This is a genomic window from Mycobacterium sp. 852002-51961_SCH5331710 (assembly GCF_001665535.1).
Classification (GTDB): domain Bacteria; phylum Actinomycetota; class Actinomycetes; order Mycobacteriales; family Mycobacteriaceae; genus Mycobacterium.
Window position 1 is genome coordinate 1 of sequence record NZ_LZSQ01000031.1, and the last position, 15,275, is coordinate 15,275.

Below are 15,275 nucleotides of genomic sequence, written 5' to 3' on the forward strand. Positions count from 1 at the left end.
TGCAGCAGCATGACGAACCTCGTCGTGCGTTCCACAAGAGTGCCGATCGCCGAGCCCGACGCCGTGCTGCCCAGGATGAGGTCGCCCTCCCAATGCCCGGGCACGGCGCGGTCGGCGGCTTCAGGCGGTCGCTGGCTGATGTTGACCATGTCGCGCAGCCGCCCACGGCGTTCCTCGGGGCGGCGCCGCGGCTTACGCAGCGCCCGCCCAGTACGCAGGCAGGTATGCAACTCGCGACGCAGATTGCCTTTGCCCTGAACATAAATCGCTTGGTAGATCATCTCGTGGGACACCCGCATCTCGGCATCATCGGCAAAGTCCAGCCGCAACCGACGTGAGATCTGGGCGGGACTGTGCTGCTCATCCAACCGAGCCTGCACCTCATCATGCAACCGCGTGTTGGTGGCCAACTTGCCCGGCGCCGAGCGGCGTGCCCGGTCGTGGGCTCGTACATGGGCGGTATGGGCCCGATATCGCGGCACGCACTCCCAACCACCACGCCACGGCGCCCCGAACCGATGCCGCGCCCGATACCGACCACCACCGACACTGGCATTGCGCTCAATCTCACGCATCACCGTGCTGGGATGGCGGCCCAGCCGACGTGCGATGAAACGAATCGACTCCTGACGAGCCACCCCGTCTTGAATCTCCTCACGCTCTTCAAGCGTCAAACGGGGTCGCGCTCGGCTAGCGGACACATCACTGAATCGTGGCTTCACACCACCAGCGTCAGCAAACCACCCCCACGCAGTGTGCTTCGACACGCCCACCGCTTCCCCGGCGGCAAAAGGCGAAACCCCTTCGGCGATCAACGCCCAGAACCGACGACCCACAAACGGATACCGCGGAACTCTCATACAACCCCTCAACTAGAGGCTGTTGCATCAAGCACTAGAAATCGCCCGCGGAAATGGGCAGTTTTGCGTCTGCTCGCGATAGGACGATAGGGCGCTAGACGGAAGCCTTGAGCTCCTCGACCTTGTTCAGCTGCTCCCACGGCAGTTCGACGTCGGTGCGACCGAAGTGGCCGTACGCAGCGGTCTGCGCGTAGATCGGGCGCAGCAGGTCGAGATCGCGAACGATCGCGCCGGGGCGCAGGTCGAAGACCGAGGTGATGGCCTTCTCGATGCGGGCCGGGTCGACGGTCTCGCTGCCGAACGTCTCGACGAACAGGCCGACGGGAGCGGCCTTGCCGATCGCGTAGGCCACCTGGACCTCGACGCGCTCGGCCAGACCCGCTGCGACGACGTTCTTCGCCACCCAGCGCATCGCGTACGCCGCCGAGCGGTCCACCTTGGACGGATCCTTGCCCGAGAAGGCGCCGCCGCCGTGACGGGCCCAGCCACCGTAGGTGTCGACGATGATCTTGCGGCCGGTCAGGCCGGCGTCGCCCATGGGGCCGCCGAGCACGAACTTGCCGGTCGGGTTCACCAGCAGCCGGAAGTCCGAGGTGTCCATCGAGTCGTGGCCCAGGTCGGCCAGCACGGTGTTGACGACCTTCTCGCGGATGTCCGGGGTCAGCGTGCCCTCGAGGTCGATGCCCGCTGCGTGCTGCGTCGAGAGCACGACGGTGTCGAGGCGAACCGGGGTGGTGCCGTCGTACTGCACCGTGACCTGAGTCTTGCCGTCGGGCCGCAGGTAGTCGAGCACGCCGCTCTTGCGGACCTCGGTCAGCCGCCGCGACAACCTATGCGCGAGGGCGATCGGCAGCGGCATCAGCTCGGGCGTGTCCTTGATCGCGTAGCCGAACATCAGGCCCTGGTCGCCGGCGCCCTGCAGATCGAGCGGATCGCCCGCCCCGCCGACGCGGGTCTCGTGCGCGGTGTCGACGCCTTGGGCGATATCCGGCGACTGGCGGCCGATGCCGATGTTGACGCCGCAGGTCTCGCCGTCGAAGCCCTTCTCCGAGGAGTCGTAGCCGATCTCCAGGATCCGCTCGCGCACGGTGTTCGTGATGTCGGCGAAGGCCTCCTTGGCCGTGGTCGTCACCTCGCCGACGACGTGCACCTGGCCGGTGGTCACCAGCGTCTCCACCGCGACCCGCGACTTGGGATCGCCCGCGAGCAATGCGTCGAGCACCGAGTCGCTGATCGCGTCGCAGATCTTGTCGGGGTGGCCCTCGGTTACCGACTCGCTGGTGAACAGCCGAGCTTCACTCACGGTGTGATCCTTCCCGCTCAAGTCAACTTGAGGTAGTTAGTTCATCAAATTATAGGTGTGCCCTGTTGCACCCAAGCCTGTGCGTTCGTCGCGCGCAAGCATTTCACGCAGCCAGATGCGTGATTCGCGCTACCCGCCGCCGCTCTGCAGGAAGGCCACGATCGCGTCCACGATACGGCTGGCCATCAGGGTTTTCGAGCCGTGTTCCAAGGCGGACTCGGTGCCGTCGGCCGCGAGCAGCCAGCCGTCGTTGTTGTCCACTTCGAACGCCCGATTCTCACCCACCGCGTTGACCACGAGCAAATCGCAGCCCTTGCGCTGCAGCTTCGCACGCGCGTGGTGAAGCACGTCGCCGTTGGCGTCGCCGGTCTCCGCAGCGAATCCCACGATCGCCCGCATGTTGGGCAACTGTCCGTCGGCCCGGCCCCGCACGGTGCCCGCCAAAACGTCCTCGGTGCGGGTCAGTTCGATGACCGGCGCGGCCGCATCCGGATCGGCGGACTTCTTGATCTTGCTGGTCTGCATCTGGGTGGGCCGGAAGTCGGCGACAGCGGCCGCCATCACCAGCACGTGCGCGTCCGGAGCGTGCTTCGATACGGCGTCCTTCAGTTGGGAGGCCGATCCGATGTGCACGACGTCGACGCCGGCCGGGTCGATCAGTCCCGTGGTGTTGCCCGCGATCAACGTGACGTCGGCCCCGCGCTGGGCCATCACCCGGGCCATCGCGTATCCCTGCTTGCCGGAGCTGCGGTTGCCGATGAACCGCACCGGGTCGATCGGCTCGCGGGTTCCACCCGCCGAGACCAGAACCTTGACGCCGGCCAGGTCGTAGGGCAGCGCATCGGGCCGCGTCAGCAGCAGCTGGGCCAGCGTGGTGATCTCTTCGGCTTCGGGCAGGCGGCCCGCGCCGCTGTCGGCGCCGGTCAAGCGGCCCGAGGCCGGTTCGAGGACGACGGCACCGCGACGGCGCAGCGTCGCGACGTTCTCCACGGTCGCCGGGTGGAACCACATCTCGGTGTGCATCGCCGGGGCGAACAGCACCGGACATCGCGCGGTCAGCAGCGTCGCGGTCAAGAGGTCGTCCGCGCGGCCGGCGACCGCACGCGCCAGGAGATCGGCGGTGGCGGGCGCGACGACGACGAGATCGGCTTCCTGACCGAAGCGCACGTGCGGCACCTCGTGCACGTCGTCCCAGACGCCCGTGTGCACGGGATGACCGGAGAGGGCTTCGAAGGTCGCGGCGCCGACGAACCGCAGTGCGGATTCGGTGGGTACGACGCGGACGTCGTGGCCTGCCTCGGTGAGCTGTCTGACCACGGTGGCCGCCTTGTAGGCGGCGATACCACCGGCGACGCCGACGATGATCCGCTTGGGCTCCATGGCGGCCGCTCCCCTATGCCTCGCGGTGTTGCTACTCGCCTTCGGTGTGCTCGAGCAGGTCCGCGTGGATCTCACGCAGCGCGATCGACAGCGGCTTCTCCTGCAGGCCCGGCTCGACCAGCGGGCCGACGTACTCGAGGATGCCGTCGCCGAGCTGGTTGTAGTAGTCGTTGATCTGGCGTGCGCGCTTGGCGGCATAGATCACCAGCGCATACTTGCTCGACGCGCGATCCAGCAACTCGTCGATGGGCGGGTTGGTGATGCCCAACGGCGTGTCGTAGGCGCTGACGGCCGACGTGTCGAGGTCGTCCACGGCTGTCAGCTGCGTGTCGGCGTGCGGGGTGCTCACGTAAAAAATCTCCTGGCGGTTTTGGCTGGATGCGAGATAGCTGTCAGGCCGTCCGGCGCCGAGGCCGGCGCGTACTTATCAGCGGTCCACCAGCAAGGATACCAATTCCGCGCAGGCAGACTCCAATTGACTGTTCACGACGACGGCGTCGAAGTCGTCCTGCGCTGCGAGTTCGGCCCGGGCGGTGGCCAATCGGCGCTCGATCGCCTCGGGGGTCTCGGTGCCACGCCCGGTCAGGCGGTTCTGCAGCTCTTCCCAGCTCGGCGGGGCGAGGAACACCGTCAGGGCCTCGGGCATCGCCTTCTTGACGGCCCGCGCGCCGGCCAGGTCCACCTCGATCAGGACGGGCCTGCCCGCGGCGATCGCCTCGCGGACGGGCCGGGCGGGGGTCCCGGAGCGCTGTAGACCGCCGTGGATCTCTGCCCATTCGAGTAGGGCGCCGTCGGCGATCAGCTGATTGAATTCATCCGGGGTGACAAAGGAGTAGTCAACGCCGTCGACTTCACCGGGGCGAGGGGCCCTGGTGGTGACTGACACGCTGAAGTGCAGGTCGGGAACGCGTTCGCGCAGACAGCGGACGACGGTCGACTTCCCGACGGCTGAGGGGCCGGACAGCACGACTACCCGGCCGGCCCCTCGGCCGGCGCTCAACTTCTGCGCCTAGGACTGGTCGAACTTTTCCAGCAGCGCCTTGCGCTGACGATCGCCGAGACCGCGCAGACGGCGGGTCGGGGCGATCTCGAGTTCGGTCATGATCTCCTGCGCCTTGACCTTGCCGACCTTGGGCAACGCCTCGAGAAGCGCCGAAACCTTCATCTTGCCCAAGACCTCGTCGGTCTCGGCATCCTTGAGCACCTGCTTGAGGTTGGTGCCGCCGCGCTTGAGCCGGTCCTTCAGTTCGGCTCTGGCTCGACGTGCGGCGGCAGCCTTCTCCAACGCGGCCGCGCGCTGTTCGTCGGTCAACTGGGGAAGGGCCACGGGTTCCTCCGTCTCATCACCATTCAATTTCCACTGCCTCGGCTGATAGGGAAAACCCAGAAACAGCCAGCGACGACGACCGTACCCACGCAGGCTGACGAAAGCGAACCCCACCCCCTGGTTACGGCGTCAAAAGCCCAGCGTGTCGGGCCGTCGCCCGCCGCGCCTGTCAGCCGCGTCCGGCGGCCCGAAACGACGAAATCTCCCATTCCGCGGCCGGAACCGCCTGCATATCAAGGCAATTCGGATTGCATCGGGCCGCTTTTCGACCGTTCAGCGCGTGACCTGCGCCACACCCAGGCGGCCCGGGGGCGCCTACAAAGAAAATTTTCGCTGGTCATCCGCTTTCGGGCGTGTCGCGAGCTGGCTGTTTGTGACATTTGTGACAGCTGAGACAGACGTTGCATTTGTTGCTTCGTCGGCCGCCGTCGTCACGCCAGGTAGGCCACCGCGTCGCGCATCGCCTCGGCCGCGGAGCGCAGGGCACCCACCTCCGGGCCGGCCCGCAGCACCTCACGCGACACCGCGGGCAACAACTGGCCGGATTGGGCCCCTCCGAGCCCGCCCAGCGCCTCGGGGCGCCCGCCCTGGGCACCGACGCCCGGGACCAGCACCGGCCCGCCGAGCGCGCTGACATCGGGCGGTTCGGCCAGGGTCGCGCCGACCACCACACCGATCGGACCCGGTCGGTCCTGCGCCGTCCGGTTGACCTGCGCGGCCGCTTCGACGATCGATTGCGCGACGGTACGGCCGCCGGTGTCGGCGCACTGCACGGATGCGCCCTCCGGATTCGAAGTGGCCGCGAGCACGAACACCCCGCGGCCGTTGGCGACCGCCGTCTCGATCAGCGGCTGCAGCGAGCCGAAGCCCAGGTACGGCGACGCCGTTACCGCGTCGGCCGCCAGCGGCGAATCGCCGACCCACGCCTGGGCGTAGGCCGCCATCGTCGACCCGATGTCACCCCGTTTGGCGTCGGCGAGCACCAGCACTCCCGCATCGCGAAGCGCGGCGAAGGTGTGCTCGAGCACCGCGAAACCGGCGGCGCCGTACGCCTCGAAGAAGGCCACCTGCGGTTTGACGATCGCGAAGCCGGCGAACGCCGTCACGCACGCGTCGCAGAACCGGCGCAGTCCGTCGGCATCGACGGGAAGTCCCCACGCCTGCATCAACTCCGGGTGTGGATCGATGCCCAGACACAGCGGTCCACGCCGGGCCACCGCGTCGGCCAACCGCGGGCCGAAACCGGTCACGGGCCCAGCACGCTGTGCAGCTCCTGCAGCGACATCACGCCGATGTCGCCGCGGATCCCTGCCTCGATGCCCTGCACCGCCGCCGACGCTCCCTGCACCGTTGTCACACACGGGATGCTGTTCGCCACCGCCGCAGAGCGGATCTCGTAGCCGTCGACACGAGGACCGGAGTTGCCGTACGGGGTGTTGATCACCATGTCCACCTCCCCCGCCTTGATGAGGTCGACCGCCGACGATGCGGGCCTGCCCTCACTCGGCTCCTCGAAGTGCTTGCGCACCTCTTCACACGGAATGCCGTTGCGCCGCAACATCTCCGCGGTGCCCTCGGTGGCCAGCACCCGGAACCCGAGATCGGCGAGCCGCTTGACGGGGAACACCAGCGACCGCTTGTCGCGGTTGGCCACCGACACGAACACCGTGCCCTCGACGGGCAGCGACCCGTAGGCGGCGGTCTGGCTCTTGGCGAAGGCGCTGCCGAAGTCGTGGTCGATGCCCATCACCTCGCCCGTCGACTTCATTTCCGGGCCCAGCAGCGAATCGATCTGCGTGCCATCGTGTTTGCGAAAGCGGTTGAACGGCAGGACCGCTTCCTTGACCGCCACGGGAGCGCTGCGTGCGGTGGCCGCACCGTCCCCGCTGCGTGCCAGCACACCCTCCTCGCGCAACTGGGCGATCGTCGCGCCGAGCATGATCCGCGCACACGCCTTGGCCAGCGGCACCGCGGTGGCCTTGGAGACGAACGGCACGGTGCGACTGGCGCGGGGGTTGGCCTCGAGGACGTAGAGCACGTCGTCCTTGAGCGCGTACTGCACGTTGAGCAGGCCCACCACGCCGATACCGTGGGCGATCGCCTCGGTGGCGCGCCGCACGGCCTCGATGTCGCTGCGGCCCAGCGTCACCGGAGGCAGCGCACACGCCGAGTCACCGGAGTGGATGCCGGCCTCTTCGATGTGCTCCATGATGCCGCCGATGTACACCTCGGATCCGTCGCACAGCGCGTCGACGTCGATCTCGATGGCGTCCTCGAGGAACCGGTCCACAAGCACCGGATGTTCGGGCGAGAGTTCGGTGGCCCTGGTGATGTAGCCCTGCAACGTCTCGTCGTCGTAGACGATCTCCATGCCGCGACCGCCGAGCACGTAGGACGGCCGCACCAGCACGGGATAACCGATGTCGGCGGCGATGCGCCGCGCCTGGTCGAAGCTGGTGGCCAGGCCGAACTTCGGAGCGGGCAGGCCCGCGTTGGTCAGCACCTCCCCGAACGCACCGCGATCCTCGGCGAGGTCGATCGCCCTGGGGCTGGTCCCGACGATCGGCACGCCGGCGTTCTGCAGGCGTTCCGCCAACCCGAGCGGGGTCTGCCCGCCGAGCTGCACGATGACACCGACCACGCCCGGACCGCCTGCACCGGAGGCGGATTCGGCGTAGTAGACCTCGAGCACGTCCTCGAACGTGAGCGGTTCGAAGTAGAGCCGGTCGGCGGTGTCGTAGTCGGTGGACACGGTCTCGGGGTTGCAGTTGACCATCACCGTCTCGAAACCGGCCTGGCTCAACGTCGTCGCGGCGTGCACGCAGCTGTAGTCGAACTCGATGCCCTGCCCGATGCGGTTGGGGCCCGAACCGAGAATCAACACCTTGGGCCGCTGGGTCTGCGGCGCGACCTCCGTCTCCGCCGCGGGGTCGAGCTCGTAGCTGCTGTAGTGGTACGGGGTCTTGGCCTCGAATTCGGCCGCGCAGGTGTCGACCGTCTTGAACACCGGGTGAATGCCCAGCCGCTGACGCAGTGCCCGCACCCCGACCTCACCGGCGAGTTCGGGTCGCAGCGCGGCGATCTGGCGATCGGACAGCCCGTGGTACTTGGCGCGGCGCAACAACCCGGCGTCGAGCACGGGCGCGTCGACGATCTCGGCGCGCAACCCGACGAGCCCGGCGATCTGCTCGACGAACCAGGGGTCGACGCCCGAGGCCTTCGCGACCTGCTCCACGGATGCGCCCTTGCGCAGCGCGAGTTCCAGGTCGTAGACGCGTCCGTCCGACGGTGTCCCCAGGCGGGTCAGCAGTTCATCGACGGTGACCGTGTCCTCGTCGGGGTCGGACTTGGTCCAGAACCCGGCACGGTCGGCCTCCAGCGAGCGCATCACCTTGCCGAGCGCTTCGATGAAGTTGCGGCCCAGCGACATCGCCTCGCCGACCGACTTCATCGTCGTGGTCAGCGTGCCGTCGGCACCGGGGAACTTCTCGAACGCGAAGCGGGGCGCCTTGACCACGACGTAGTCGAGCGTCGGCTCGAAACAGGCCGGCGTCTCCTTGGTGATGTCGTTGACGATCTCGTCGAGCGTGTAGCCGATCGCGAGCTTCGCGGCGATCTTGGCGATCGGGAAACCGGTTGCCTTGGAGGCCAACGCACTCGAGCGGGACACCCGCGGGTTCATCTCGATCACGATCAGCCGGCCGTCGGCCGGGTTCACCGCGAACTGGATGTTGCAGCCTCCGGTGTCGACGCCGACCTCGCGCAGGATCGCGATGCCCAGATCGCGCATGGTCTGGTACTCGCGGTCGGTGAGCGTCATGGCCGGGGCGACGGTGACCGAGTCGCCGGTATGCACACCCATCGGGTCGAAGTTCTCGATCGAGCAGACGACGACCACATTGTCGCGGCCGTCGCGCATCAACTCGAGTTCGTACTCCTTCCAGCCGAAGATCGACTCCTCGATGAGCACGTTCGCGCTCGGGGAGGCCGCGAGCCCGTCGCCGGCCATCCGGTCGACGTCCTCGGCGGAGTACGCCATGCCCGAGCCGAGCCCGCCCATCGTGAAGGACGGGCGCACCACGACCGGCAGGCCGAGCTCCTCGACCGTCTCGCGGACCTCGTCCATCGTGAAACAGACTCGCGAGCGCGCGGATTCACCGCCGACCTTGGCGACGATGTCCTTGAACCGCTGACGGTCCTCGCCGCGCTGGATGGCCTCGAAGTCCGCGCCGATCAGTTCCACGCCGTGCTTGGCCAGTGCCCCCGACTCCGACAGCGCGACCGCGGTGTTCAGCGCCGTCTGCCCGCCCAGCGTGGCGAGCAGGCCGTCGATCTTGTTGCCGCGCTCGGCCTGCTGCACGATCACCCGCTCGACGAACTCCGGTGTGATCGGCTCGACGTAGGTGTGGTCGGCATACTCGGGGTCGGTCATGATCGTCGCCGGGTTGGAGTTGATCAGGCTGACCTGCAGCCCCTCGGCGCGCAACACCCGGCACGCCTGGGTCCCCGAGTAGTCGAACTCCGCGGCCTGCCCGATCACGATCGGCCCGGAGCCGATCACCAGGATGTGGTTGAGGTCGCTGCGCTTAGGCATCGGCGCTCCTGTCCCGCGAAACTGCGCGCAAATCGGGCCTCACTTGCTCTCCCCTGCCATCAGGTCGATGAACTGATCGAACAGATAGTTCGCGTCGTGCGGGCCCGCCGCCGCCTCCGGGTGGTACTGCACCGAAAACGCCAGTCCGCTGACGAGTTTGATGCCTTCGACCACACCGTCGTTGGCGCACGTGTGGCTGACGACCGCCTCGCCGAACGGGGTGTCGAAGCGCTCCCCCGCCTCGCCCTCGAGGGCGAATCCGTGGTTCTGCGCGGTGATCGCGACGCTGCCGGTCTGGTGGTCGATCACCGGAACGTTGATGCCGCGGTGGCCGAACACCATCTTGTACGTCGAGCGCCCGAGTGCCCGGCCCAGGATCTGGTTGCCGAAGCAGATGCCGAACAGGGGGATTCCCGCGCCGAGCACCTCCTGGGTGACGGCGACGATGTGGTCGGCGGTGGCGGGATCGCCGGGGCCGTTGGACAGGAACACCCCGTCCGGCTTGAGATCGGCGATCTGCTCGAAGCTCGCCGACGCGGGCAGCACATGGCTGCGGATGCCGCGCTTCGCGAAGTTGCGCGGGGTGTTCGTCTTGATACCGAGGTCGATCGCGGCCACCGTGAACCGTTGCTGCCCTTCGGGTTCCACCACGTAGACGGCATCGGTACTGACCTCCCCCGCGAGATTGGCGCCGAGCATGCTGGGCTGATTGCGCACCCGCTCGAGCAGTTCGTCGAGATCGGCGAGCGCCGGACCGGAGAACAACCCGGCCTTCATCGACCCGCGGCTGCGCAGATGGCGCACCACCGCGCGGGTGTCGATGCCCGCGATACCGACGATGCCCTGGCGTTCGAGTTCCTCGTCCAGCGTGGACGTGGCCCGCCAGTTCGAGGCCCGCGGCGAGGGGTCACGCACCGCGTATCCGGCGACCCAGATCTTGTCGCCGCGGCTTTCTGCGTCCTCGCGGTTCCATCCGGTGTTGCCGATCTGCGGCGCCGTCGCGATCACAATCTGCCCGTGGTAGCTCGGATCGGTCAGCGTCTCCTGGTAACCCGACATGCCGGTGGAGAACACCGCTTCGCCGAGCGACTGACCGATCGCACCGAACGTTGTGCCGGTGAAGACCCGGCCGTCCTCGAGCACCAGAAGTGCCTTGTCGGTTCCCGTCACGCCGCCTCCTGCTCCACCCAGTGCGAGTACTCGCGACGGTCGTTAGCGCGGAACCCGGTGTCGATCTCGGTGCCCGACGGTAGCCGCCACCGGATCGCGAGAATGCCTTCGTGCGTCATCGCCTTGCCGGTGATCCCCCGCTCGGTGCGGATCTGGGTGATCGACTCGTCGGGGATCCAGATCGGCAAGGCGCCACTGCGCTGCAACATGATTCCTTCGGGGTAGCGGGTCAGCACGGCCTTGGTGCGGAAACCGAGGTCGCCGACCACGATGCGGTTGTTCCAGTCGGGAGCGAGCGTGCTGCCGACGTACAACCCCTTGGTGGGCGCCACGATGGCCGGCCCGACGATGTCGGGAAGCGGCGGCAGCGTGCCGATGATCTCGGCCTGGCGCTCCGCGCGGCGGCGCCATCCGCGGATCATCGCCTGGATCAGAACCGCGATCAACACGGCCACGACGGCGGCCATGATCAACGATCCGACGAGCGTGCCGGTGTTCACGCGGGGCACTTCCCATCCCGCGCGGTGACCTTGCCGCGCAACAGCGTCAGCGTCACGGCCGCCGGCAGTTCGAGCGCCTCATAGGGCGTGTTGGCCGAGCGGCTGGCCAGCGCGGAACCTTCCACGGTCCACGTCGCGTCGGGGTCGACCACGGTCAGGTTGGCGGGCTCGCCGACCTCCAGCGGGCGGCCCTGATCGGGCAGACCGACGATCTCGGCGGGCCGCTCGCTCATCACCCGCGCGACGTCGCGCCACGTCAGCAACCCCGGGCGCACCATCGTCTCGGCCACCACCGACAGCGCGGTCTGCAGTCCGAGCATGCCGGGACGTGCGACGGAGAACTCGCAGCACTTCTCGTGCTCGGCGTGCGGTGCGTGATCGGTGGCCACACAATCGATGATCCCGTCCGCCAGCGCCTGCCGCAGTGCCCGAGCGTCCGAGGCCTCCCGCAGCGGCGGGTTCACCCGGTAGCGCCCGTCGTACGTGGCCAGCCGTTCATCGTCGAGCAGCAGATGGTGCGGGGTCACCTCGGCCGTGATCGAGATGCCCTGTGACTTCGCCCACCGCACGATCTCGACGGTGCCCGCGGTCGACGCATGGCAAACGTGCACTCGCGCCCCGGCGTCTCGGGCCAGCAGCGCATCGCGCGCGACGATCGACTCCTCGGCCGCCCGCGGCCACCCGGCCAGCCCGAGCCTCGCCGCGTTGGGACCCTCGTGGGCCACCGCGCCGACGGTGAGCCGTGGCTCTTCGGCGTGCTGGGCGATCAGTACGCCGAGGCCCGTCGCGTATTCCAGCGCGCGGCGCATGATCAACGGATCGTGCACGCAGATGCCGTCGTCGGAGAACATCCGCACCTGGGCGGCGCCGCCGGCCATCATGCCCATCTCGGTGAGCTGCGCACCCGCCAGGCCGACGGTCACCGCGCCGACCGGATGCACGTCGACCAGGCCGACCTGCTGCCCTCGCTGCCAGACGTGGTCGGTCACGACGGGGCTGTCGGCGACGGGGTTGGTGTTGGCCATCGCGAACACCGCGGTGTATCCGCCCAAAGCCGCTGCCGCCGAACCGGTTTCGATGTCTTCGGCATACTCGCGACCGGGCTCGCGCAAGTGGGTGTGCAGGTCGACGAATCCCGGCAGCAGCACCTGGCCGGTGGCGTCGACGACGTCGGCATCGTCGGGAATCCGAAGATCGGCACCGATCTCGGCGATCTGCCCGTCGCTCGTCAGCACGTCGACGGGATCGCCCTCGCCGTAGAGACGGACCCCTCGTATCAACACGCTCATACGCTGATCGCTTCTTTCTCGGCGCCCACCAGCAGGTGGAAGAGCACCGCCATCCGGATGTGCACGCCGTTGGAGACCTGTTGCAGCACCGCCGATTGCGACGAGTCGGCGACCGAGAACGCGATCTCCATACCGCGGACCATCGGCCCCGGGTGCAGCACCACCGCGTTGCCCGACAGCAGCGCCTGGCGCTTCTCGGACAGGCCGTAGAGCACCGAGTACTCCCTGGCCGACGGGAAGAAGCCGCCGTTCATGCGCTCGGCCTGCACCCGCAGCATCAGCACGGCGTCGGCCAGCGGCAATTCGGCGTCGAGGTCGTGCGACACCGTGACCGGCCAGTCGGCGACCCCGACGGGCAGCAGCGTCGGCGGCGCCACCAGCACCACCTCCGCGCCCAGGGTGTGCAGCAGCAGCACGTTCGAGCGGGCCACCCGACTGTGCAGGACGTCACCGACGATGACGACCCGCTTGCCCTCGATGTCGCCCAGCCGCTGGCGGATGGTGAGCGCGTCGAGCAGCGCCTGGGTGGGGTGTTCGTGGGTGCCGTCGCCGGCGTTGATGACCGCCGGGCCATGTCCGTCCTCGGTGGCCGTCCACTCGGCCAGCTGCTGCGGCGCGCCCGAGGAGGGATGGCGCAGGATCAGCGCGTCGGCGCCCGCGGCGCGCAGCGTCAGCGCGGTGTCGCGCAGCGACTCGCCCTTGGAAACCGACGATCCCGAGGCGCTGACGTTGATCACGTCGGCGCTCATCCACTTGCCCGCGACCTCGAACGAGACCCGGGTGCGGGTGGAGTTCTCGTAGAACATCGTGATGATCGTGCGCCCGCGCAGCGTGGGGAGTTTCTTGACCTCGCGGCCGAGCAGCGCCTGGCTGAACCGGTCGGCGTTGTCGAGGATCGCCAGCGCGTCGTCGCGCGACAGATCCGCCGCCGAGAGCAGATGTTTCACCTGATGGGACCTCCGTACGGCGCAATGGACACCCCGTCGTGACCATCGTCTTCGGCTAGCCGGACCTTGACGTTCTCGCTGCGGGACGTGGGCACGTTCTTGCCCACGTAGTCGGCGCGCAGCGGCAGCTCGCGGTGGCCGCGGTCGACGAGCACCGCCAGCTGCACCGCCTTCGGTCGGCCGATGTCGCGCAGGGCGTCCAGCGCCGCGCGGACCGAGCGGCCGGTGTAGAGCACGTCGTCGACGAGGATGACGAGGGACTGGTCGATGCCGCCTTCGGGGATCGACGTTTCCTCCAGGGCGCGGGGCGGCTTGAAGTCCAGGTCGTCGCGGTACAGCGTGTTGTCCAACGCGCCGTGCGGGACGACGACGCCGGAAAACTCCTTGATCTTCTCCGCGAGCCGGGTGGCCAACGTCACTCCCCGAGTGGGGATCCCGAGCAAGACGACGCGGGGAGCATCGGAACCGTCGAGTGCGGTCTTCTCGATGATCTGATGGGCGATGCGGGAAATGGTGCGGCCGACGTCCGCTGCGGACATCAGCTCCCGGTCGGTGCCCGACGAGCCTGATTGCGCGCCCAAGCGACTCTGACCTCCTTCTCCGCCTCTCTGGACGGCTCTTTAAAGGACGTCGAAACTGCCGGGAAGCTTAGCATCCGCGCGGGCGTGCTCTCCCTCAGTAGGCTTGCCGCGATGAAACTCGACGGCAACTCCGCGTCCATTCGCGAGGCGATCGACGCCGGACTCCTCGCCGGAGCAGTGACCCTGGTGTGGCACGGCGGTGGGGTACTTCAGGTCAACGAGTTGGGGCACCGCGACGTCGACGCCGGGCTGCCGATGCAGCGCGACACGATCTTCCGCATCGCCTCGATGACCAAACCGGTGACGGTCGCGGCTGCGATGAGCCTCCTCGAGGAGGGCCGCTTTTCGCTGAATGACCCGGTCACGACATGGCTGCCCGAACTCGCCGACCTGCGGGTGCTTCTCGATCCGCAGGGCGATCTCGACAAGACGACGCCAGCCCGCCGCCTCATCACCTTCGACGACCTGATGACGCACCGCAGCGGTCTGGCCTACGCGTTCTCGGTGCTGGGCCCGTTGAGCCGCGCGTACGGCCGGATGTCGTTCCGCCAGGACCAAGACCGTTGGCTGACCGAACTGGCCAAACTTCCGCTGGCGCACCAGCCCGGCGAGCGGCTCACCTACAGCCACGCCACCGACGTGCTGGGCATCGCGCTCTCGCGCATCGAGGGCAAGCCGCTCTCCGACATTCTGCGCGAACGGATCTTCGAGCCGTTGCAGATGCCCGACACCGGATTCTCCGTGGGCACGGCGCGACGGCACCGCGCCGCCACGATGTACAAGCTCGACAAGAACAACACCCTGCAGCACGACGTGATGGGCCCCGCGCCGATCACCGATCCGCCGTTCTGCGCAGGCGGCGCCGGACTGTGGTCGACCGTCGACGACTACCTTCGCTTCGCGCGGATGCTGTTGGCCGGCGGCACGCTCGACGGGGTGCGCGTGCTGTCCGAGGAGTCGGTGCGGCTGATGCGCACCGACCGGTTGACCGACGAGCAGAAGCGACAGAACTTCCTCGGCGCACCGTTCTGGGTGGGCCGAGGCTTCGGGCTGAACCTGTCGGTGGTCACCGACCCGGCGAAGTCGCGTCCGCTGTTCGGGCCCGGCGGGGTGGGCACGTTCAGTTGGCCGGGCGCCTACGGCACCTGGTGGCAGGCCGACCCGTCGGCGGATCTGATCCTGATCTACCTGATCCAGAATCTTCCCGACCTCAACGTCGACGCGGCCGCCATCGCGGGCAACACGTCGCTGGCCAAACTACAGAGCGCGCAGCCGAAATTCGTCCGCCGGACTTACCAGGCACTTGACATATGAGCGTTTAGTC

The 15,275-nt window shown here is 68.1% G+C and carries 14 protein-coding genes; 1 reads left to right on the forward strand and 13 read right to left on the reverse strand.

Features of this window, described 5'->3' with window-relative positions; all coding sequences use genetic code 11:
- The 13 genes from A5752_RS04685 to pyrR all read right to left on the reverse strand — a co-directional run.
- Positions 1-860 (reverse strand): IS30 family transposase (locus A5752_RS04685; protein ID WP_353612296.1); only part of this gene is annotated, 860 nt, incomplete at its 3' end.
- A 94-nt stretch (positions 861-954) separates the two neighbouring features.
- Entirely contained in the window at positions 955-2,163 is a 1,209-nt protein-coding gene (gene metK / locus A5752_RS04690) for a methionine adenosyltransferase (RefSeq protein WP_067082757.1), read from the reverse strand.
- A gap of 129 nt (positions 2,164-2,292) precedes the next feature.
- Positions 2,293-3,543: a bifunctional phosphopantothenoylcysteine decarboxylase/phosphopantothenate--cysteine ligase CoaBC gene (gene coaBC / locus A5752_RS04695; protein ID WP_067082760.1), complete on the reverse strand. Its 1,251-nt coding sequence runs from the start codon at positions 3,541-3,543 to the stop codon at positions 2,293-2,295.
- A 31-nt stretch (positions 3,544-3,574) separates the two neighbouring features.
- Positions 3,575-3,892 (reverse strand): DNA-directed RNA polymerase subunit omega, encoded by a 318-nt coding sequence (gene rpoZ / locus A5752_RS04700; RefSeq protein ID WP_067082767.1) that lies wholly within the window; start codon positions 3,890-3,892, stop codon positions 3,575-3,577.
- 78 nt (positions 3,893-3,970) lie between these two features.
- Positions 3,971-4,543 carry a guanylate kinase gene (gene gmk, locus A5752_RS04705; RefSeq protein ID WP_067082770.1) on the reverse strand — a complete coding sequence of 191 codons (573 nt, stop codon included), beginning with the start codon at positions 4,541-4,543 and terminating at the stop codon, positions 3,971-3,973.
- 9 nt (positions 4,544-4,552) lie between these two features.
- A complete protein-coding gene (gene mihF, locus A5752_RS04710; RefSeq protein WP_003889986.1) occupies positions 4,553-4,870 on the reverse strand; it encodes an integration host factor, actinobacterial type in 318 nt (105 codons plus the stop codon).
- 431 nt (positions 4,871-5,301) lie between these two features.
- The gene (gene pyrF, locus A5752_RS04715; RefSeq protein ID WP_067082773.1) at positions 5,302-6,120 is read right to left on the reverse strand and encodes an orotidine-5'-phosphate decarboxylase; all 819 of its coding nucleotides are present in this window, start codon (positions 6,118-6,120) and stop codon (positions 5,302-5,304) included.
- Positions 6,117-9,464 (reverse strand): carbamoyl-phosphate synthase large subunit, encoded by a 3,348-nt coding sequence (carB, locus tag A5752_RS04720; protein WP_067082775.1) that lies wholly within the window; start codon positions 9,462-9,464, stop codon positions 6,117-6,119. Before carB ends, pyrF begins: the two co-directional genes overlap by 4 nt.
- Positions 9,465-9,503: 39 nt before the next feature.
- Positions 9,504-10,634, reverse strand: a complete 1,131-nt coding sequence (gene carA / locus A5752_RS04725) for a glutamine-hydrolyzing carbamoyl-phosphate synthase small subunit (RefSeq protein ID WP_156613619.1) — start codon at positions 10,632-10,634, stop codon at positions 9,504-9,506.
- On the reverse strand, positions 10,631-11,134 hold the full coding sequence (locus A5752_RS04730; protein ID WP_067082836.1) for a PH-like domain-containing protein: 504 nt from the start codon (positions 11,132-11,134) through the stop codon (positions 10,631-10,633). Before A5752_RS04730 ends, carA begins: the two co-directional genes overlap by 4 nt.
- Entirely contained in the window at positions 11,131-12,423 is a 1,293-nt protein-coding gene (locus tag A5752_RS04735) for a dihydroorotase (RefSeq protein ID WP_067082782.1), read from the reverse strand. The genes A5752_RS04730 and A5752_RS04735 overlap by 4 nt, the downstream gene beginning before the upstream one ends.
- A complete protein-coding gene (locus A5752_RS04740) occupies positions 12,420-13,370 on the reverse strand; it encodes an aspartate carbamoyltransferase catalytic subunit (RefSeq protein WP_067082784.1) in 951 nt (316 codons plus the stop codon). The genes A5752_RS04735 and A5752_RS04740 overlap by 4 nt, the downstream gene beginning before the upstream one ends.
- On the reverse strand, positions 13,367-13,951 hold the full coding sequence (pyrR, locus tag A5752_RS04745) for a bifunctional pyr operon transcriptional regulator/uracil phosphoribosyltransferase PyrR (RefSeq protein ID WP_082950629.1): 585 nt from the start codon (positions 13,949-13,951) through the stop codon (positions 13,367-13,369). The genes A5752_RS04740 and pyrR overlap by 4 nt, the downstream gene beginning before the upstream one ends.
- Before the next feature lie 111 nt (positions 13,952-14,062).
- On the opposite strand from pyrR, the gene A5752_RS04750 reads away from it, so the two are divergent.
- Positions 14,063-15,265, forward strand: a complete 1,203-nt coding sequence (locus A5752_RS04750) for a serine hydrolase domain-containing protein (RefSeq protein ID WP_067082788.1) — start codon at positions 14,063-14,065, stop codon at positions 15,263-15,265.
- The last annotated feature ends 10 nt before the right edge of the window (positions 15,266-15,275 follow it).